The sequence below is a fragment of the Streptomyces sp. YGL11-2 genome, assembly GCF_050054615.1.
GTDB lineage: Bacteria > Actinomycetota > Actinomycetes > Streptomycetales > Streptomycetaceae > Streptomyces.
Window position 1 is genome coordinate 45547 of sequence record NZ_JBNHIN010000001.1, and the last position, 18641, is coordinate 64187.

At 75.1% G+C, this 18641-nt stretch carries 18 protein-coding genes, 1 pseudogene and 1 riboswitch; of the genes and pseudogenes, 5 read left to right on the forward strand and 14 right to left on the reverse strand.

Features of this window, described 5'->3' with window-relative positions; genetic code table 11:
• Window positions 1-107: 107 nt before the first annotated feature.
• From amaP to abc-f, 8 genes are all read right to left on the reverse strand, one after another.
• Window positions 108-713, reverse strand: coding sequence for an alkaline shock response membrane anchor protein AmaP (gene amaP / locus ACO1BR_RS00240; RefSeq protein WP_426792965.1), 606 nt, complete (start codon window positions 711-713; stop codon window positions 108-110).
• 7 nt (window positions 714-720) lie between these two features.
• Window positions 721-1413, reverse strand: coding sequence for a DUF6286 domain-containing protein (locus tag ACO1BR_RS00245; protein ID WP_426792966.1), 693 nt, complete (start codon window positions 1411-1413; stop codon window positions 721-723).
• Entirely contained in the window at window positions 1410-1802 is a 393-nt protein-coding gene (locus ACO1BR_RS00250; RefSeq protein ID WP_426792967.1) for a hypothetical protein, read from the reverse strand. Before ACO1BR_RS00250 ends, ACO1BR_RS00245 begins: the two co-directional genes overlap by 4 nt.
• A 6-nt stretch (window positions 1803-1808) precedes the next feature.
• Window positions 1809-2009: a hypothetical protein gene (locus ACO1BR_RS00255; RefSeq protein WP_426792968.1), complete on the reverse strand. Its 201-nt coding sequence runs from the start codon at window positions 2007-2009 to the stop codon at window positions 1809-1811.
• 36 nt (window positions 2010-2045) lie between these two features.
• On the reverse strand, window positions 2046-2552 hold the full coding sequence (locus ACO1BR_RS00260) for an Asp23/Gls24 family envelope stress response protein (protein WP_426792969.1): 507 nt from the start codon (window positions 2550-2552) through the stop codon (window positions 2046-2048).
• Between the two features lie 241 nt (window positions 2553-2793).
• On the reverse strand, window positions 2794-3573 hold the full coding sequence (locus ACO1BR_RS00265) for an enoyl-CoA hydratase/isomerase family protein (RefSeq protein WP_426792970.1): 780 nt from the start codon (window positions 3571-3573) through the stop codon (window positions 2794-2796).
• Window positions 3574-3688: 115 nt separating this feature from the next.
• Entirely contained in the window at window positions 3689-3910 is a 222-nt protein-coding gene (locus ACO1BR_RS00270; protein ID WP_004955677.1) for a helix-turn-helix domain-containing protein, read from the reverse strand.
• Window positions 3911-4260: 350 nt separating this feature from the next.
• Window positions 4261-5859, reverse strand: a complete 1599-nt coding sequence (gene abc-f / locus ACO1BR_RS00275) for a ribosomal protection-like ABC-F family protein (protein ID WP_426792971.1) — start codon at window positions 5857-5859, stop codon at window positions 4261-4263.
• A gap of 222 nt (window positions 5860-6081) precedes the next feature.
• Here abc-f and ACO1BR_RS00280 point away from each other — a divergent pair, with 222 nt between their 5' ends.
• A complete protein-coding gene (locus tag ACO1BR_RS00280; protein WP_426792972.1) occupies window positions 6082-6486 on the forward strand; it encodes a VOC family protein in 405 nt (134 codons plus the stop codon).
• A gap of 68 nt (window positions 6487-6554) precedes the next feature.
• On the opposite strand, the gene ACO1BR_RS00285 is transcribed toward ACO1BR_RS00280, so the two are convergent.
• The 3 genes from ACO1BR_RS00285 to ACO1BR_RS00295 form a co-directional block, all read right to left on the reverse strand.
• A complete protein-coding gene (locus ACO1BR_RS00285) occupies window positions 6555-7997 on the reverse strand; it encodes a hypothetical protein (RefSeq protein WP_426792973.1) in 1443 nt (480 codons plus the stop codon).
• Window positions 7998-8198: 201 nt separating this feature from the next.
• Window positions 8199-9326 carry an alpha/beta hydrolase family protein gene (locus ACO1BR_RS00290; protein ID WP_426792974.1) on the reverse strand — a complete coding sequence of 376 codons (1128 nt, stop codon included), beginning with the start codon at window positions 9324-9326 and terminating at the stop codon, window positions 8199-8201.
• A gap of 98 nt (window positions 9327-9424) precedes the next feature.
• The gene (locus tag ACO1BR_RS00295) at window positions 9425-10093 is read right to left on the reverse strand and encodes a class II aldolase/adducin family protein (RefSeq protein ID WP_426792975.1); all 669 of its coding nucleotides are present in this window, start codon (window positions 10091-10093) and stop codon (window positions 9425-9427) included.
• Window positions 10094-10549: 456 nt separating this feature from the next.
• Here ACO1BR_RS00295 and ACO1BR_RS00300 point away from each other — a divergent pair, with 456 nt between their 5' ends.
• Together ACO1BR_RS00300 and ACO1BR_RS00305 are read left to right on the forward strand one after the other, a co-directional pair.
• Window positions 10550-11851 (forward strand): anion permease, encoded by a 1302-nt coding sequence (locus tag ACO1BR_RS00300; protein WP_426792976.1) that lies wholly within the window; start codon window positions 10550-10552, stop codon window positions 11849-11851.
• Between the two features lie 28 nt (window positions 11852-11879).
• Window positions 11880-12110: a hypothetical protein gene (locus ACO1BR_RS00305; RefSeq protein ID WP_426792977.1), complete on the forward strand. Its 231-nt coding sequence runs from the start codon at window positions 11880-11882 to the stop codon at window positions 12108-12110.
• Window positions 12111-12224: 114 nt separating this feature from the next.
• Here the strand turns inward: ACO1BR_RS00305 and ACO1BR_RS00310 are convergent, their stop codons facing one another.
• From ACO1BR_RS00310 to ACO1BR_RS00320, 3 genes are read right to left on the reverse strand one after another with little or no spacing between them, the layout of a single operon-like run.
• Window positions 12225-13622, reverse strand: a complete 1398-nt coding sequence (locus ACO1BR_RS00310; protein ID WP_426792978.1) for an extracellular solute-binding protein — start codon at window positions 13620-13622, stop codon at window positions 12225-12227.
• Window positions 13619-16288, reverse strand: coding sequence for a caspase family protein (locus ACO1BR_RS00315; RefSeq protein WP_426792979.1), 2670 nt, complete (start codon window positions 16286-16288; stop codon window positions 13619-13621). The genes ACO1BR_RS00310 and ACO1BR_RS00315 overlap by 4 nt, the downstream gene beginning before the upstream one ends.
• 5 nt (window positions 16289-16293) lie before the next feature.
• The gene (locus ACO1BR_RS00320; RefSeq protein ID WP_426792980.1) at window positions 16294-16788 is read right to left on the reverse strand and encodes a hypothetical protein; all 495 of its coding nucleotides are present in this window, start codon (window positions 16786-16788) and stop codon (window positions 16294-16296) included.
• Between the two features lie 207 nt (window positions 16789-16995).
• A riboswitch (cobalamin riboswitch) is annotated at window positions 16996-17140 on the forward strand.
• 145 nt (window positions 17141-17285) lie between these two features.
• Here ACO1BR_RS00320 and ACO1BR_RS00325 point away from each other — a divergent pair.
• On the forward strand, window positions 17286-18239 hold the full coding sequence (locus tag ACO1BR_RS00325) for a cobalamin biosynthesis protein (RefSeq protein ID WP_426792981.1): 954 nt from the start codon (window positions 17286-17288) through the stop codon (window positions 18237-18239).
• 25 nt (window positions 18240-18264) lie between these two features.
• Window positions 18265-18641, forward strand: a pseudogene (locus ACO1BR_RS00330) (cobyric acid synthase); the annotation flags it as partial.

The window sequence follows — 18641 nt, forward strand, 5'->3', positions numbered from 1 at the left end:
GCGCGGCCGCGGAGCCGCGCGGGCGGTGGGGCAACGCGCCATGGGGGCACCGCCCGACAGTGGCCAAGGGAGCGCCGCGGGCCCGACGATGACCCGCCTCACGAGCTCTAGCTCACCCGCTCCGGCCGGTGCCGCACCGCCCGCAGCCGGACCTCGGTGGGCAGCCGGGCCAGGCCCGCCGAGGTCCGCGCGTGGGCCAGCGCCTCGTCGGACAGCCGCAGCACCACGGTGCCGGGATCGGCGTGCGGGGCGAGGGCCAGGAGAGCGCGCAGCTGCGGCTCCGTGCGGCGGCCGGTCAGCAGGACGGCGGCCCGCTCGACACCGTCCAGGGACTCCGCCTCGGCCGTCAGGACCGTCTCCAGGGCCCGGCCGCGGACCAGCGCGCCCTCGCCGTCGCCGCTGTCGACCAGGACCTCGCCGAGCCGGTACCGCCGGAGCTGGGCCAGCAGCCACCACAGGAACAGCAGGACCAGGATCACCAGGGCGGCGATGACGGCCGGCCACCACCAGCCGCGGTCCGTCCAGCGGGTGCGGTCGCGGGCGGAGAGGAGGACCGCGCCGGGGCGGGCCCAGGGCCATCCGCCGGGCAGGCCGAGGTGCAGCCGCGCGGGCAGGTCGAGGCCGTCCAGCAGCACCAGACCGCCGGCCGCCAGCAGCGCGGCGCCGGTCAGGCCGAGCAGCAGCCGGTTGACCGTCGCGCGGGCCCGGGGCACGACGCGGTCACCCCTTCCTCGGGCGCCGGACGTAGACGGTGAGCGCCGGCCGGTGCGTCAGGCCCAGGTGCCGCAGCCCGTCGCCGAGCGCGCTGTCCAGATCGCGGCGGACCGCGCCCAGTTCCCGGAAGTGCGCGACGGCCCGGGCGTACACCCGGCGGCGGCCGACCGTCATCCGCACGGACTGCACCCCGGCGACCTCCATGGCCCGGTCGCGCAGCACCAGCGCGGCGGCCGGCCGGTCGAGCCCGGCCCGGACCCCGGGCGCGGTGCGCCGCATCGGCAGCACCGCCCGCAGGCCGGGGGTGACGGCCAGCACGATCAGCCAGATCCCGAGCAGCGCCGCGGCTGCCGCACCGGCCTGCACCCAGGGGTCGTCCAGACGGCGGGTGGCCAGTTCGTCCGCCAGCCCGCGGCGCCAGGCCGCCGCGGGGCGGTGGGCGCGCACCGCGGCCACGTCGTACAGCAGCAGGCCCGCGGCGGCCAGCAGCACCAGGGCGACCAGCGCCGACGGCACCCGGCGGGCCGACCAGAAGCGGCCGGCGCGCCCGCCGACGGCCGGGCCGGTGTCCGGGTGCGCGCCGCCCGGGGCGGGCCGCGCCGTCCCTGCCGACCCGGTCAACCCGCCCGCGGCACCGGGCCGTTCACCGGGTGCGGGCATCCGCCGGGCGCCCGGCCGCGCGTCGCCGGCCCCGCTCATCGCACCCGCTCCCGCTCCCGGTCCGCGAGCAGCGGGGAGTGCAGCCGCTCGACCCGCACCGCCACCTCGGACACCGCCATGCCCGCCAACTCCCGTACGCGCTCGGTGACATGAAGGCGCACCAGCCGGGCGTGCGCACCGATGTCGACGGGATAGCCGAGCTCCACGGCGAGGTGCAGCCGGGCCTCGCCGAAGGGCGGCCGGACATCGCGACGCCGCACGGTCACCGTCGCGTGCGCGTCGGTGGGGTCGCCGGGGCACGCGGCGCGCAGCGCCTCGCGGGCCGCCCGTGCGGCGATCTTCGCCACCACCCGGTCGGCGATCACCGTCGCGCCCCGCTCACCCGCCGGTACGCCGGCGGCACCGGCCGGCGCGGACACCGCCGCCACCCGGCCTCACCGCCGCCGGCCGTCGCGGTCCCCGGTGCGGGGGGTGCGGAAGAAATCCCCGGCCGCCAGGTCCCCTTCGAAGAGTCTGCCGGCCATGAACCCGACGGCGCCCAGCGCCGCCACCAGGACGAACGCGCCGAACCCCCCGAAGTATCCGGCGAAGCCCAGCGCCATCCCGGCCACCAGACCGACCACGGCCATGCTCATCGTGCGCTCCTTCGCTACCGCTGCGGCCGGGCGAGGTCACCGGAGCCGCGGCTCGGGTGCGCCGGCCCCGTCCGCCCCGTCCGCCTCGGCCGCCTCGGCCGCCTCGGCCGCCTCGTCCTCCTCTTCGGGCAGCTGCACATCGCTCACCGCGATGTTGACCTCGACGACCTCCAGACCGGTCATCCGCTCCACGGCGGCGATGACGTTCTCCCGTACCGCCCGCGCCACGTCCGCGATGGCGACGCCGTAGTCGACCACGATCTCCAGGTCCAGCGCGGTCTGCACCTCACCGACCTCGGCCTTCACCCCGCGCGTCGCGGGGGCCGACCGACTGCCGCCGGGTACCCGGTCGCGGACCGCACCGAACGTACGGGCCAGACCGCTGCCCATCGCGTGGACGCCCAGGACATCACGGGCCGCCAGACCGGCGATCTTCTCCACGACACCGTCGGCGATGGTGGTGCGGCCCCGCGACCCGGGGTCGCCGCCACCCCGCTTCACCGGCGGTTTCCCCGCGGCTGCGCGGTGCTGGCTCTCGGTCATCGCGGTGCGTCCCTTCCGAGCCGCCCGAGGGGGAGCGGGCCACCCGCTCCGCTCCCCACAGTAGGTGCGGTTCCCCGGGCCCGCTCCGGGGACGCGGCAGCGGAGTGCCGCACCCGGCCGCCACACGCGGTACGGGCCCACCCCGGGACGCCGCCGCGCACGGCGGCTGACAGACGCGGGACGCATGCGTCCGATCCAGGGTCTGTCCGATGGGTCGGGGTCGGAAGGGCCCTGGTCCCCTCTACTCCCCGACGCCCGCCAGGTCCCGCAGCCGGCGGGCCTGGGCGGCCCGTTCGGCGCGGCGCTGCTCCTCGTACGTGCGGCCCGCGGCGCCGGCCAGGAGGGCCTTGGTCTCGATGACGGCGTCCCGGGGCGCGGCGGTGAGCGCGGCAGCCAGGTCGGCCACCGCGGCGTCGAGTGCGTCACCGGCGACGACGAGGTTGGCGAGGCCGATCCGCTCGGCCTCTTCGGCGTACACGAAGCGCCCGGTGGCGCAGATCTCCAGCGCGCGGGCGTAGCCGACCAGCCCGACCAGCGGGTGGGTGCCGGTCAGATCCGGTACGAGCCCCAAGCTGGTCTCGCGCATGGCGAACTGGACGTCCTGCGCCACGACCCGCAGATCGCAGGCGAGCGCGAGCTGGAAGCCCGCACCGATGGCGTGCCCCTGGACGGCGGCGATGGACACCAGGTCGTTGCGCCGCCACCAGGTGAACGCCTCCTGGTATTCGGCGATGGTGGCGTCCAGTTCGCCGTCCGTACCGCGCGCCAGGTCGAGGAACGACGGCTCGCCGTCGAAGCCCTCGGGCGTGAACGCCTGTCGGTCCAGGCCCGCGGAGAAGGACTTGCCCTCGCCACGCAGCACCACGATCCGCACGTTTCCCGGCAGCAGCGAGCCCGCCTCGGCCAGCGCCCGCCACATGGCGGGCGACTGTGCGTTGCGCTTGGCCGCGTTGACAAGGGTCACCGTGGCGATCGCATCGTCCACCGCCAGTCGGACACCGTGCTTGTCGAGCAGAGTCATGAGGGCGCCTCCGAGTCAGCCAACCGCACCTGCGTGCGTAAGTGACTGAACGGTAACCTCCCGGCCGACTGCTCGGACGGCCGGGGGGCACCGCCTGCACCCGGAGTCGCGGCCGTCAGACCGAGGCGGCCTTCTTGCCCCTCGTGGCTCCGCCGCGACCGCGGAGGATCACACCGGATTCGCTGAGCATCCGGTGCACGAATCCGTAGGAGCGGCCGGTTTCCTCGGCCAGCGCCCGGATGCTCGCTCCGGAGTCGTACTTTTTCTTCAGGTCTGCCGCGAGCTTCTCGCGCGCGGCGCCGGTTACCCGGCTGCCCTTCTTCAGAGTCTCGGCCACCCGTGCCTCCTCGTGGGAAGTGCGCTCTGGACTCTCATGATCACCCCTCCCCGGCTTCCTGGCCACCCATTCCGCAAGGTCTGTGAGACATCCTTTGCCGTCCGACGCGCGCCCGGGGCGCCCGGAATTCCCCGTTCCGCGCGCCCCTCGGGACGTCCCGGCCCGGCCGTCCGCGAGAACGGGCAGGTCAGACGGCATGCGGCGGAAAAGGTGACGGCCGGGCTCCGGGAGCACGGGAGGGTGCCGCAGGCTCGCCGGGGTACGAGCCGTTCTCACTCAGATGATGGATCAGGGCTGAGCCGAATGATCCAGCCGGCATGATCCATCCGCCGGGACCGGCACGGTCCGGGTCAGGCCAGCGCGACCAGGTCCGCGTAGTCCTGGCCCCACAGGTCCTCGACGCCGTCGGGCAGCAGGATGATCCGCTCCGGTGTGAGCGCGTCGACCGCGCCCTCGTCGTGCGTCACCAGGACCACCGCGCCCGTGAAGGTGTGCAGCGCGCCGAGGATCTCCTCGCGGCTGGCCGGGTCGAGGTTGTTGGTGGGCTCGTCGAGCAGCAGCACGTTGGCGGAGGAGACCACCAGCGTGGCCAGGGCGAGGCGGGTCTTCTCGCCACCGGAGAGGACCCCGGCGGGCTTGTCGACGTCGTCCCCGGAGAAGAGGAACGAGCCCAGCGTCTTGCGGATGTCGACCAGGTCCATGTCCGGGGCGGCGGAGCGCATGTTCTCCAGGACCGTGCGGTCCGGGTCCAGGGTCTCGTGCTCCTGGGCGTAGTAGCCGAGCTTGAGACCGTGGCCGGGGCGCACCTCGCCGGTGTCCGGCGTCTCGACGCCCGCCAGCAGCCGCAGCAGGGTCGTCTTGCCGGCGCCGTTGAGGCCCAGGATGACGACCCGGGAGCCCTTGTCGATGGCCAGGTCGACGTCGGTGAAGATCTCCAGGGAGCCGTACGACTTGGACAGGCCCTCGGCGGTCAGCGGGGTCTTTCCGCACGGCGCCGGGTCCGGGAAGCGCAGCTTGGCGACCTTGTCGGAGGCGCGCACCGCCTCCAGGCCGGCGAGCAGCTTGTCGGCGCGCTTGGCCATGTTCTGCGCGGCGACGGTCTTGGTGGCCTTGGCCCGCATCTTGTCGGCCTGGGAGTTGAGCGCCGCGGCCTTCTTCTCGGCGTTGGCGCGCTCGCGCTTGCGGCGCTTCTCGTCGGCCTCGCGCTGCTGCTGGTAGAGCTTCCAGCCCATGTTGTAGACGTCGATCTGCGAGCGGTTGGCGTCGAGGTAGAACACCTTGTTCACGACGGTCTCGACCAGGTCGACGTCGTGCGAGATGACGATGAAGCCGCCGCGGTAGGTCTTCAGGTAGTCGCGCAGCCAGGCGATGGAGTCCGCGTCGAGGTGGTTGGTCGGCTCGTCGAGGAGCAGGACGTCGGAGTCCGAGAAGAGGATCCGGGCCAGTTCGACGCGGCGCCGCTGACCGCCGGAGAGGGTGTGCAGCGGCTGGCCCAGGATGCGGTCGGGCAGCCCGAGGCTGGCGGCGATGGTGGCGGCCTCGGCCTCGGCGGCGTAACCGCCCTTGGTGAGGAACTCGGTCTCCAGGCGCTCGTACTTCTTCATCGCCTTCTCGCGGGTGGCGCCCTTGCCGTTCGCCATCCGGTCCTCGTTCTCCCGCATCTTGCGGAGGACGGCGTCCAGTCCGCGGGCGGAGAGGATCCGGTCGCGGGCGAGCACGTCCAGGTCGCCGGTGCGCGGGTCCTGGGGCAGATAGCCGACCTCGCCGGAGCGGGTGACCGAGCCGCCGGCCGGGATGCCCTCGCCGGCGAGGACCTTGGTGAGGGTGGTCTTGCCGGCGCCGTTGCGGCCGACCAGACCGATGCGGTCGCCCTTGGCGACGCGGAAGGAGGCGGACTCGATGAGGATTCGGGCGCCGGCACGCAGCTCAAGGCCGGAAGCGGTGATCACGGAAAAACTCCAGGGCAGGAAGACGGCGGGTTGGACGGACGGTCCGAGAGCGGTCTACGCCGTCTAATGAACCCAGAGGAGAACTGCCATGCAGGCAGTCTAACGGGCCGGTGCAAGTTGTTTTCCCGGCGTTGTCAGACCCCGGTGCAAGACTGTGAGGCAGGACACAGAAGCCCGGTCGCCGGGCTTCGTCGCGACCACGCGAGAGGTGCGGTGATCAGCATGGCAGGTACGCCGACGATGTACCCGACGGTGCTCTACGGGGACGCACCGGCCGCCATCAAACAGCTGACGGAGGCGTTCGGCTTCACCGTCGGCGCGAAGTACGAGACCGACGACGGCACGGTGCTGCACGCCGAACTGTCCTACGGGAACGGCACGGTGATGCTCGGCTCGAAGGGCCGCGGCGGCCTCTTCGACGAGGCGATGGGCGAGGCCGGGCCGGCCGGCGTCTATGTCGTCGTCGAGGACGCCGACGCCCACTTCCGGCGGGCCGAGGAGGCCGGGGTGGAGATCCTGATGCCCCCCACGGACCAGGACTACGGCTCCCGCGACTACATGGCCCGGGACCTGGAGGGCAACATCTGGAGCTTCGGGACGTACACACCGGGCGGTTCGGGGGACTGACCCGCCACCGCCCGGCCGCGGCGGGGCGGTGGCCCGGGCCTGTCCGAGCCAGGCGCCTCGGACAGGCCCTACGCCCCGCCCGTATGGACCTGGAAGGCCGCGCGGCGGACGGCCTTGGCGAGCGCCGGGTCGGGGTGCGCCGCGGCCAGCGCCACCAGCACCTGCACGGTGCGCGGGTGGCCTACGGCGCGTACCTCCTCCAGCAGGCGCGGCACCGAGCCCTGGACCGCCGAATCCAGGTGCCGGACCAGGAGTTGGGTCTCCCCGTGGTCGGCGACGGCCGCCGCGGTGTCCACCCACAGCCAGGTCGACTCCTCGCGGGTGAGGACGTCGGGAGCGGTCTCCGGGTCGCCGCCCTCGTGCTCGACGAGCCACAGCAGGGCGTAGGGCCGCAGGCCCGGTTCGTCGGCGACGGCCCGGACGGCGGGCTCGGCGGGGGCGCCGACCGCGCGCAGCGCCTCGAAGGCCAGCCCCCGCAGCAGCGCGTCCTCGCCGCGGGCCACGGTCAGCAGCTCCTCGACGGCGGCGCCCACGGAACGGGCGGCGAGCCAGGCGCGGTATTCGGCGCGGGCCGGTCCCGGGGTCAGCCGGGCGCAGCCGCGCAGCATCGCTTCCGCGGACTGCTCGATATGGCCCGCGGGGCTCTGCGCGGCGACGCAGATCTGCTCCAGCTTGACCCACACCGACCAGTTGCCGAGCGGCGTCATCCGGGCCTCGGGCCCGCGGTGGCCGCCCTCAGGGGAGCCTTCGGGCGCACCGTCCGGCGGCACCAGCGCACCGACGGCGAGCAGCGCGTCCAGCGCCCAGCCCAGGAGTTCGGCCAGCGACGCCCCCGCGGCGTCGCTCGCCGGCCCCGTGGCACCGGCACCGTCCGGGGCGGGGTCGTGGCCGTAGGGGACCTCGCAGCGTTCGGTGCGCAGTTCGGCGACGCGCTGGTCGAGCATGTCGAGCAGCACCGGCAGCCGTACGGGCCCGGCCGACAGGTGCAGCAGGGACAGCAGTTGCGGTACCGCCTCGACGACCTCGGCGACGATCGTCGGGCCGGCCCCGGCCGGGGTGGGCAGGGCCAGCGACCAGGCGTCGAAGAGCGCGACCCAGCCGCGCAGCACCGCGGTGTCGTCGCGGTCCCAGGCGCGCAGCCGCCAGCCGGGGCGGGCGATGCCGTCGTGGAGTTCGACGAGTCCGGCGAGCCGGGCCCGGTCCCAGTCGGCGCGGACCTGCCCCGGGGTCAGCCCCAGGGCCGCGGCCGCGCGGGAGACGGCTTCCTGCGGCAGCGCGCCGTCCGGGCCGGCCCGGAGGGTGCCGGCGGCGCCGTCGGCCCAGCGGGCGAGCCGGGCCGCGCCGGCCAGTACGGCACGGGCCTGGCGGGCCAGTTCCGCGGGCGGCGGCGTGCCCTCGGGCGGGCGGGGCGCCGGACGGGCGGCCCGGGCGCTCACCGCCCGGCGGGCGGCGGCGACCGGTTGGCGTGGGACGAGTCGGAGCCGGGAGTCGCGCGGAGTACGGGACGTCACAGGAGCAGTCTTGCCGCTGACGGCCCGAAAGCCCAATCGGAACCCGGCCTGCGGTCTGCCGGACCCGCGCCATCCGGCCGACCCACCCCCGATATGGGGAGTTGTCCCCGCGTACGCCCCGGTGTCACCGTCCGGTGGCCGGCGCGGGCGCTGCGGGTCCGGGAGGGGCCCCGCCGGCTGCCGCCCGCCTCCCCCGGCCGGCTACATCAGCGGTGTCAGGAAGCGGCGCAGGATCTCCTCGTAGTGGTCCGGGTCGGCGTTCCACATCGCGGCGTGCGGGGCGTGCGGGACGGGCTGAAGGGTGATCAGGTCGGGGCGTCGGGCGGCGAAGTCGCGGGAGGCCGTCCAGGGGGCGACGGTGTCGCCGGGGCCGTGGAAGAGCAGGGTGGGGACCTGGAGCGCCTCGGGGTCGGGGGCGTCGGCCGGGCGGTCCACAGGGAGTCCGGTGGTGCCCTCGGCGGCGCGGACGACCAGCGGCAGCAGGGCGCGCGGGACGTGCCGGGCGGCGGCCAGCGCGCGGACGGTGGCGTGCCGGTCGAGGACCGGGGAGTCCAGGACGAGCCCGGAGATCCGGTCGCGCAGCGCGGAGTTGGCGGCGGCGCGCAGCGCCATGGTGGCGCCGGTGGACCAGCCGTGCACGATCACCGTGCGGGCGCCGTAGCGGACGGCGTAGCGGATCGCGGCGTCCAGGTCGCGCCATTCGGTGTCGCCGAAGTGGTGGATGCCGTCGGCGGAGCGCGGGGCGCCGAGGTCGTTGCGGTAGGCGAGGTCGAGGACCGGCAGGCGGTGGCGGGCCAGGAACGGCATGACGACCATGGGGTGTTCGCGGGTGGTGCTGATGCCGTGGACGGTGATGACCCAGGTGTCGCGGACGCCGGGCACGAACCACGCGGGCAGCGGCCCGAGTTCGCCGGGGACGTCGACGTCGGCGCAGGCGATGCCGAGGGCGTCGTGGGGGTTGCCGATGTGCACCTGTGGGGTCATCCGCATCCGGGTGCCGGGCCGCAGGGTGCCGTGGGTGACCCGCTCCAGGCGGCGGACGACGGCGTCCGGGGGGTGCGGGGTGCCGTGCACGACGGGGCCGGCGACGGCGTGGCAGCCGGCGCCGGCGAGGCCGTAGATGCCGGGCCGCAGGGACGCGAGGCTGCGGGTGAGGATGACGTGGCCGCCGTCGGCGGAGTGCACGGTGAGGCGGGAGTCGCCGGGCAGCGGATGGCCGGGCGACGGTTTCAGGGCGACGTCGCTGGCGTACCGCCCGACCGCCACGGCGGCGGCACCGGCACCGATCACGATGGTGGCGGTCGCCGCCGCCACGGTTCCCAGTCGCACCATCCCAGTGTGCGCAGCGCCGCCGGACCCGGCCACCTGGCGCCCCGCCGGACCGCCGGACCAGCGGCGACGCGCTCCGCGCGGGCTCGCGCCGGGGGCTATGCGGGGTGCCCGGCGCGCTGGCCGTAGCCGCGCAGCCGGTCCCCCGCGGCGTCGAGCTGGGCGGCCGACAGCAGGCTGGGGGTGCGGCCGGGCACGGAGCTGGCGGTGAGCCATACCCGGCACATCCACTCCAGTTGGGCGGTGCGCTCCAGCGCCTGGTCGAGGCTTGCGCCGTAGGCGACGGTGCCGTGGTTCTGGAGGAGGGCGGCGGTGCGGTCGCGGAGGGCGCCGAGCATGTGGGCGGCCAGTTCGTCGCTGCCGTAGAGGGCGTAGGGGGCGACGCGGACGGGACCGCCGAGCGCGGCGGCCATGTAGTGGATCGGCGGGAGTTCGGGGACGAGGGTGGAGACGGCGGTGGCGTACGGCGCGTGGGTGTGCACGATCGCGGTGGCCGGGGTGTTGCGGTAGACGGCGAGGTGCAGCGGGAGTTCGCTGGTCGGGCGGAGTCTGCCGATGATCTGGCGGCCGTCGAGGTCGACCGCGGTGGTGTCCGAGGGGCCGAGCCGGTCGTAGGGGATCCCGCTGGGGGTGACGAGGACGAGGTCCTTCACGCGTACCGAGACGTTGCCCGAGGTGCCGACGACGAGGCCGTCGGCGACCGTGCGGCGGGCGGTGGCGACGAGTTCGCTCCAGGCGGCGGCGAGGTGGTCGGGGTGGTCCTTCATGGCGTCCTCCGGCGCGGTGCGGCAGAAAAAGCGGAAAGGCGTTCGCGGTGCACGACACCGTACGGGCCGGCCGGGCCCCGTACGCCATCGCACCGTCCGCCCGGTATCCCCCACAAGGGGATAGCTGTACCGGTGCGGGCGTTTGGCCGGACTTCGACCGTCTTGTGGTGATCATCCCCTAACGTCGAGGGAGCCGCACCCCTCATCTCGCATCGCCCAGGGGGACCCATGACCCGTGACCGAACGGCCCGCTGCCGGGCGACCAGGACCTCCGGACCGGGGCCTTGGCCACACACAGGAAGATGGCGGACGGATGAGGCGGAAGTGGTGCGTGGGGCACCTCCGCGTGAACACTGCGGTGGCGTCATCGCGGCGCCCGGCCGAGTTCACCTGCCGTTCACCCACTGTCCGTACGGTCCCGACCGACACTGACCATCGAACTGATTGCCTGGGTGAATGGAACACATCACGCTTCTCATCGGGATCGTGATCGTCACGGCCTTGGTGTTCGACTTTACGAACGGCTTCCACGACACGGCCAACGCAATGGCCACCACCATTTCCACCGGGGCACTGCGACCCAGGGCCGCGGTGGCGATGTCGGCGGGGCTCAATCTTGTCGGCGCGTTCCTGTCCGTCGAGGTGGCCAAGACCATCTCCGGCGGCATCATCGACGAGAGCGCCGGCATCAGACCTGAAGTGATCTTCGCCGGTCTGGTCGGCGCCATCGTCTGGAACATGGTGACCTGGCTCGCCGGACTCCCCTCCAGCTCCTCCCACGCCCTCTTCGGCGGTCTGATCGGCGCCACCGTGGTCTCCGTCGGCACCGGCGGGGTGCACGGCGAGGCCGTCGTCATGAAGGTCCTGATCCCGGCGGTGGCCGCGCCGTTCGTCGCGGGCCTCGCCTCGATGGCGGCGACCCGGCTCACCTACCGGCTGGCCCGGGGGCGCGAGGAGGCGGACACCGCCAAGGGCTACCGCGCCGGCCAGATCGCCTCGGCCGCGCTGGTCTCGCTGGCCCACGGCACCAACGACGCCCAGAAGACGATGGGCGTGATCACCCTCGCGCTGATCACCGGCGGGGTCGTCGCGCCGCACTCCGACCCGCCGATGTGGGTCATCGCCTCGGCCGGTCTGGCCATCGCGCTCGGCACCTACCTGGGCGGCTGGCGGATCATCCGCACGATGGGCAAGGGCATCACCGACATCCAGCCGCCGCAGGGCTTCGCCGCCCAGACCGGCGCCGCGGCCACCATCCTGGCCTCCTCCCACCTCGGCTTCGCGCTCTCCACCACCCAGGTCTGCTCCGGTGCCGTGATGGGCTCCGGGCTGGGCCGCAAGGGCGGCGTGGTGCGCTGGTCCACGGCCGGGCGGATGGTCGCCGCCTGGGCGCTGACGCTGCCGGCCGCCGGACTGGTCTCGGCGGGTGCCGCGTTCCTGGCCGACCAGGGCAACTGGGGCGTCGCCGCGGTCGCGGTGTGCGCGCTCGCGGTCTGCGGCGGCATCTGGGCGGCCTCCCGGCGCAAGCCGATCGACCACACCAACGTCAACGAGGGCCCGGCCGCGGAGCCGGTGGGTGTCGTCACCGCCGCGCTGCAGACCGTCGCCCCTCCCCCGGCGGGCACGGTCGCCCCGGCGGCCCCGGCAGCCGCGTCGGCCCCGGCGGCCACCGGGGCGGCAGCCGCCGCCCCGCCCGCACAGCCGACGCCGTCGGCGCAGCCCGCACAGCCGGCGCAGCCCGCGACGGCCACCCCCTAGCGGCCCTCACCGAAGGAACGAACACACCATGCACATCGACTGGGCAGCTCTCGGCCAGGTCTTCGGCGTCACCCTCGTGGTGACGGTCGGGATCGTGGGCCTGTTCACCGTCGGAATCGTGGGGACGTCCCGCAAGCCGGCCGCGGACGGCGCGACGACCACGGCACCGGGTACGGGCGCGCGGGCCGGGGCGCTGGCGGCCTTCGCGCTGTGCGCGGTGGCGGTGACGTACGGGATCTATCTGATCGTGGCCACCTGAGCGCACGGCCTCCGCCACGAAGGGGAACGGGGCGTCCACCGGGCGCCCCGTTCCCCTTTCCGGCCTGTGGCTCTTTTCGGCTTGTGGCCCTTTTCCGCCCCTGGGCGGGGCCGGTCAGCCGTTCCGTCCGCTGAGCGCCTCGTCCGCCTCCCGGGCCAGTTCGTCCGCGATGGCCGTACCGCCGGTGCTGTTCAGGTACTCGGAGACCCGGATCTGCACGACCTTGCTGAAGGTCTGGTAGTGGGCGCTGCGCGGGCGCGGTTCGGCGGCGCGCAGGGCCGCGTAGAGGGTCCGGGTGTAGGGCGGCTCCTGGCCCGGCGGGATCGGCGGCCGGCCGGTGGCGCCGTGTTCGCCGCGCTGCGCGTCGCCGGGCGGCAGCGGGCAGCGGGGGGTGGCGGCCCCGGTGCCGTAGGCCGAGGCGCGGGTGGCCGCGAACCCGCGCTCCAGCAGGCAGCGTTCGCTCTCCGGGTCGGTGAGCGCCGCGATCAGCGAGCGGGCGCCGGCCGGGCGGGTGCTGTCGGCGGCGATCGCCAGGTTCTGGCCGCCGAGCACGGAGATCCGCCGGCCGTCGGTGGGCCGGCCGGGCAGTTCGGCGACGTCGAACTGGACGCCGGGCTTGAGCTTCTCGGCGACCGAGGCGTACTCCACCGGCCAGTTGCGCATGAACAGGGCGCGGCCGTCGGCGAACCAGCGGCGGCTCTCGGTCTCGTCCATCGCGGTGGCCTCGTGCGGCATGATCGAGTCGAGCTGGTCCTTGAGCGCGGTGACCCCGAGCTGGAGCGAGCCGACCTGCTCGCCCTTGGTGAAGCTGGTCGCCTCCGGGTCGCCGCCGTTGGCCCAGGCGGACTCCAGGGTGTTGACCGTCAGCCCTTCATAGGGGCGCAGTTGGGCGACCAGGCCGTAGAGGGTGGGGGCGGCCGGGGGCTGCGTCCCGCCGGCGGCGGTCCTGGCGGCCCTGGCCTTGCGGTTGTAGGCGCCCGCCACCTGGACGGCGATGTTCTTCAACTCGCCCCAGTTGCCGGGGGGCTGGTCGTATCCGTAGTCGTGCAGGATGTCCTTGCGGTAGTAGAGGAGCCCGGCGTCGGTGTTGAAGGGGACGGCCCAGACCCTGCCGTCGTACCGGGTGGTCTTGACGACGCTGGGGAGGAAGTCGCCGTCCAGGCTCGGGCCCCAGGGGCGGATGACGCCCGCCGCGGCGAACTCGGCGGTCCAGGCCACATCGATGTTCAGCACGTCGTAGCCGCTGTTGCCGGACTGTCCGGCGGCCAGCAGCTGGCTGCGCTGGCCGTCCGCGGTGTCCGGGAGCTTCACGATCCGCACCGTGCGGCCGGTGCGCCGCTCCCAGGCGTGGATGAGGTCCTGGCGGACCCCGGAGCTGCTCAGGTCGCTGCCGGTGGCCAGCACGATGGCGCCCTCCTCGGGGTGCGGCGGCGCTCCGGACGTGCAGCCGCCGGCCGCGGCGGTCACCAGCAGGGCGAGGAGGGCGGCGGGCAGCGCCGCACGGGCCGTCACCGGTCCCCCGTGCCCGCGGAGCCGATCGAGGCGACCAGTCCGGCCAGCAGATCCGGTGCGTCCGGACCGCCGGTCACACACTGGCCGTTGGAGGCGCGGGCCAGCCCCTGCAGGGCGAAGGTGTCGCAGCCGGAGCGGCCCATCGCCACCGTCAGGACCGGCACCGGGGGCCCGTTCTTGAGGAGTTCGGTCAGCTTCTGCTCCACGCCGGGGGCGCGCCCCGCCACCCCGTCGTCCTCGTCGAGGAGCAACACGATGGCACTGTTGCCGCTGTTGCCGCCGTCCGCCTTCTTCAGCTCCGCCACCGCGGTGGTCAGCGCCTCCTCCATCGGGGCGCCGTGGTCGACCAGTTCGCCCTTGGCGATCCGGTCGAGGGCGGCCTTGCCGGGGGCCGGGTCGGCGCTGCCGAGCGGGACGATCCGGCGTACGGCGTAGGGGCTGCCGGGGTGTGTGCGGTCCGGGAAGGTCCACAGGCCGTAGGTGTGGCGGGCGCCGACCATCTCCAGGACCCGGCCGGCCGCCGCGGTGGCGACCGGGAGCTTGCCGCCGTCGGCCATCGAGGTGGAGGTGTCCATGAGGATCAGCAGGCGGCTGGCGCGCTGCGCCCGGTCGTAGCCGGCCAGTACCCGGCCGACCTGGTCGGGTCCGGCCGTATAGGGGGTGACGGGGGCGGCGAGGTCGATGTCGGCGGCGGTGTCGAGGAGCGGGGAGCCGGGAGCGGGGCGGGGCGTCGTGCCGTCCTTCCCGGGGACCCCGCGGTAGCCCTGGCGGGAGAGGACGGGCCGGCCGCCGTCCGGAGCACGCAGCCAGTCGGCGAAGCGGGCGACGGCGGCCTGCCGGGTGGGGGCGTCGGCGGCGCCGCTCCAGTCGACCCGGATCAGCGGGTGGTCGAGGGCCGGGACGTTCTTGGGGTAGTACGCGGCGTACCGGTCGCCGGGGGCCGGCGGCCGGGCGAGGGCCGGGCAACTGCCGGTGGCGTGGCCGAGGTTGTAGTCGGCGAGGGACTTCTCGGAGACCAGTGGCGCCGAGCCGGCGCCCCGGCCGCCGCCGGGCCGGTCGGGGCCGGCGTCCGGGCGCAGCGAGCAGAGCAGTTCGGTGCTGCCGGCGTACTGGCTGCCCGGCGCGGTCAGCCGGCTCTCGGCGTCCCGGGCGAGGGCGGGGTCGGGGGCGCTGGACGGGTCGATGCGCGAGCCGTCGCCGGCGAGGTAGAGGCCGAGGGTGTGCAGCAGGCCGGTGCCGGAGAGCACGGGGCTGGGGCGCAGCAGCCTGAGGTCGCCGTGCCGGCTGTCGGTGCCGGTGAGCAAGTCCTGCCAGGGGGCGACCTGTTCGACGTCGGCCGGGCGTCTGCCGGCGGGGATGCCGACGACCAGGGGGCTGTAGGCGACCGGGCCGGTGTCGTGGAGGGTGGCCGGGGAGCCCTGGGGCGGCATGCCGCGGCGGGCCTCTTCGTAGTCGGCGGTGGATTCGGGGATCCAGAGGTCGGGCTGGGGTCCGGGCCGGTAGAGGGGGTCGGCTCCCTTGGCCGCGTCGTTCCCCTGGCCGGTGCCGCCGCGGGCCTCGCCCTGCCAGCGGTCGGCGGCGGCGAAGCCCTGGTCGATCTGGTCCTTGGCGGCGGAGTAGACGGTGATCTGGGCCCGGCGGCAGCCGTCGGGCAGGTCGCCCTCGCCGGCCAGCGGGCGGGTGTTGGCGTCGGACATCTCGTAGGCGAACGCGGCCTGGCGGAGCGCCGGTTCGTCCTCGGGCGCGGTGAGCAGCCGCAGCTCCAGGGCGGGCGGGCAGTCCGGGAGCGGGCTCAGCACCCGGTAGGCGACCAGCCCGGCGGCAGCCAGCACGAGGGCGGTGCACAGCGCGACGAGGAGCCGGAGGCGGCGGCGCACGGGCCGGACGACGTGCTGGTTGAGCCAGCGGCGCCGGCGGATTCGCGGCGGGGTCGGCGGCCGGTCCTCGGGGGTGGCGAAGGAGAGGATGACGTCGTCGAGGGTGTTCTGCTTGGCGGCGCGCGGCTCCCAGACCTCGCCCATCGGGGTCCGCTCGTCGGCGAGCCGGTCGCGCAGCGCCCCGGCCAGGTCCTCGAAGGTGACGAACCGCCGGCCGGGGATGCCCTCTTCGAGGATCCGCACCACGGCGCGGGTGAAGGGGGTGCCGCCGGCGGGTTCGTCGCCGCTGAAGATCCGGCGGTTGGGCTGCGCGGCCATCAGCAGCGACATGGGCTTGCGCAGGGCGTGGAAGGCGCCGTCGGCGTTGCCGGAGTAGCAGCATTCCAGGATGACCACGATGCGGTCGGCCCGCGCGCTGTCGAGGCAGGACAGGACTGCGTCCTGCCAGGAGACCGTGGTGTGGCGGTGCCGGTGGTCCGAGGCGCCGACCAGGAGCCGGAGGTCGCCGCCGTCGCTGCCGACCCAGCCGTGGCCGGAGAAGTGCACCAGCAGCAGGCCGCGCGCCTCGTCGGCGACGGCCTTCAGCGCCCGGCTCAGCTCCTCGGGCTCCCGGGGCCGGCAGACGACGACCTCGTCCGCGGTGAACAGGTCGGTGCCGGGGCCGGTCAACGCGCGCCTGAGCTCGGCGGCGTTGGCCTCCACGGCGGGCAGGGCGGGGTGCGTCTCGTAGTCGTGGACGCAGATCAGCAGCGCCCGGTTGGTCTTGCCCCGCGCGTCGTACTCGGACATCCGGGTCAGTCCTCGCCGGTGCTGCCGCCCCCGTCCGCCGCGCTGTGGGGGTCGGACCGTGCCGGGCCCGGCCCGACGGGCCGTTCGGGGTCCGCGCCGTCGATCTGGCGGAGGGCGGCGCCGGTGCCGACGGACACCCGGGGCTGCTCGCCCTCCTCGCGCGCCTCCTTGCGCCGCCGCAGCCACTCCCGTAACGCGATGCCCAGCGACTTGGTGACCTCGGTGACCACCGCGCCGACCACCACCAGGACCAGGTCGTCGACGCCGATCGCCATGTCGTGGAGGTCGGGTGCGTCACCGGGGGCCTGCGCGGCGCGTTCGTCCGCGGGGCGGGGCCGCCGGTCCCAGTCGTGCCGCCGCCGCGCCAGCCAGGGCTCGCGCTCCAGCCACGCTTTCAGGTCCTCGATGTCCTGGTGCGGATTGTTGGTGCCCGTGATCCTGATGCGGATCTCGTCTCCGGTCGCTTCCCGGACCTCGTCCCGTGCGGCGCTCTCCGGCATCCCCCGGCCCCCTTCCGGCAGGCCCCATCGCCCGCCGTGCCTCAGATAGTGACGCGGGATCAGCCCCGTGGGCAACCGTGCGTGACACCGGCACCACCCTGTGGTCTGTGACACAGGGCCCGCGGCGGGGCCGCGTCGCTGGTCAAAGGTGAGTTGACGGGCCTTCGCGGGGCGTGGTGGACTGCCCGGGCCAATCGGCGACAGCTGAGGAAGTCCGGTGAGAATCCGGCGCGGTCCCGCCACTGTCACCGGGGAGCGCTCCTCCACAGAAGGTCACGGCTCGGGTCACCCACGGGTGCCGCTCGCGGGCTGGAAGGCCGGGGGAGGCGCCGATCCGGGGAGCCAGGAGACTCTTGTCGCCGTCACGTCGAGCCAGGGCGCGGACCCTGAGTGAGGACATACCGCCATGCCGGGCTGCCGTTCGCGATGCCGCCGTACGAGACGTTCGCTCCCCGCCTGCGCGGGGCCCCTTCGAGGCGTGACGGCGGTCTGATCCGATGCGCGGCGAACACGCGGGGTACGCGTGCGGCGCGGCCCTCGGCTTTCTCGGCGACCTGATCGCGGCGGATCCCCGGCGGGGCCATCCGGTGGCCGCGTTCGGCCGGGCCGCGGGCGCCGTCGAGCGCCGGCTGTGGCGCGACCACCGCGGGTACGGGGCGGCGCACACCGTGCTGTGCGCGGGCGGTGCGGCCGTCGGCGCGGCACTGCTGGAGCGCGCCGTACGGGACCGCCGCGGCGCCCGGGTGGCGCTGACCGCGGCGGCGGTCTGGGCCGTCCTGGGCGGCACGTCGCTGGGGCGGGAGGCGCGGGCCGTGGGCGGGGCGCTGGCGGCCGGCGACCTGGACGTGGCGCGGGAGCGGCTGCCGCATCTGTGCGGGCGCGACCCGCAGGCGCTGGACGGGCCGCAGATGGCCCGCGCGGTGGTGGAGTCGGTCGCCGAGAACACCTCGGACGCGGTGGTGGGCGCCCTGGTCTGGGGCGCGCTGGGCGGGGTGCCCGGTCTGGTGGCGTTCCGGGCGGTGAACACGCTGGACGCGATGGTGGGTCACACGTCCCCGCGCTACCGGCGCTTCGGCTGGGCCGCGGCCCGGCTGGACGACGTGGCCGGCTGGCCGGGCTCCCGGCTGACCGCCGCGCTGACGGTGCTCGCGGGCCCCGACCGGCGCGGTGCGCTGCGGGCCTGGCGGGCCGACGGCGGGGCGCACCCGAGCCCCAACGCGGGCCCCGTGGAGGCGTCGTTCGCGGGCGCGCTGGGCGTCCGGCTGGGCGGCACGCTGGCGTACGGCGGGCGGGTGGAGCACCGCCCGGTGCTCAACGGCGGGGGGCGGCCGGCCGCGGTGCCCGACATCGAGCGGGCGGTGCGGCTGTCGCGGCGGGTGGGCCTGCTGGCGCTGGGCGTGACGGTCGCGGGGCGGCTCGCGGCGACGTACCGCCGGGGCGTGCGGACATGAGGAGGACCCGTTGAGCGGGCGGAGCATGGGGCCCGGTGGGGGCGTCGGTGGCGGGCTGCTGGTAGCCGGTACGACGTCGGACGCGGGCAAGAGCGTGGTCACGGCGGGCATCTGCCGCTGGCTGGCGCGCCGGGGCGTCAAGGTGGCGCCCTTCAAGGCGCAGAACATGTCGCTGAACTCGTTCGTGACCCGCGAGGGCGCGGAGATCGGCCGGGCGCAGGCGATGCAGGCGGCGGCGGCACGGGTGGAGCCGACGGCGCTGATGAACCCAGTGCTGCTCAAGCCGGGCGGCGACCGCAGCAGCCAGGTGGTGCTGCTGGGCAGGCCGGTGGGCGAGTTGAGCGCGCGCGGGTACTTCGGCACGGCCGGGCCCGCGGCGGGGGGGGGGGGGGGGGGGGGGGG

Bases quoted from the DNA above. Each gene is read 5' to 3' on its own strand.
- ACO1BR_RS00245 (WP_426792966.1), bottom strand. From the start codon at position 1,413: ATGAGCGGGGCCGGCGACGCGCGGCCGGGCGCCCGGCGGATGCCCGCA.
- ACO1BR_RS00255 (WP_426792968.1), bottom strand. From the start codon at position 2,009: ATGAGCATGGCCGTGGTCGGTCTGGTGGCCGGGATGGCGCTGGGCTTC.
- ACO1BR_RS00260 (WP_426792969.1), bottom strand. From the start codon at position 2,552: ATGACCGAGAGCCAGCACCGCGCAGCCGCGGGGAAACCGCCGGTGAAG.
- ACO1BR_RS00265 (WP_426792970.1), bottom strand. From the start codon at position 3,573: ATGACTCTGCTCGACAAGCACGGTGTCCGACTGGCGGTGGACGATGCG.
- ACO1BR_RS00280 (WP_426792972.1), top strand. From the start codon at position 6,082: ATGGCAGGTACGCCGACGATGTACCCGACGGTGCTCTACGGGGACGCA.
- ACO1BR_RS00295 (WP_426792975.1), bottom strand. From the start codon at position 10,093: ATGAAGGACCACCCCGACCACCTCGCCGCCGCCTGGAGCGAACTCGTC.
- ACO1BR_RS00300 (WP_426792976.1), top strand. From the start codon at position 10,550: ATGGAACACATCACGCTTCTCATCGGGATCGTGATCGTCACGGCCTTG.
- ACO1BR_RS00305 (WP_426792977.1), top strand. From the start codon at position 11,880: ATGCACATCGACTGGGCAGCTCTCGGCCAGGTCTTCGGCGTCACCCTC.
- ACO1BR_RS00315 (WP_426792979.1), bottom strand. From the start codon at position 16,288: ATGTCCGAGTACGACGCGCGGGGCAAGACCAACCGGGCGCTGCTGATC.
- ACO1BR_RS00320 (WP_426792980.1), bottom strand. From the start codon at position 16,788: ATGCCGGAGAGCGCCGCACGGGACGAGGTCCGGGAAGCGACCGGAGAC.
- ACO1BR_RS00325 (WP_426792981.1), top strand. From the start codon at position 17,286: ATGCGCGGCGAACACGCGGGGTACGCGTGCGGCGCGGCCCTCGGCTTT.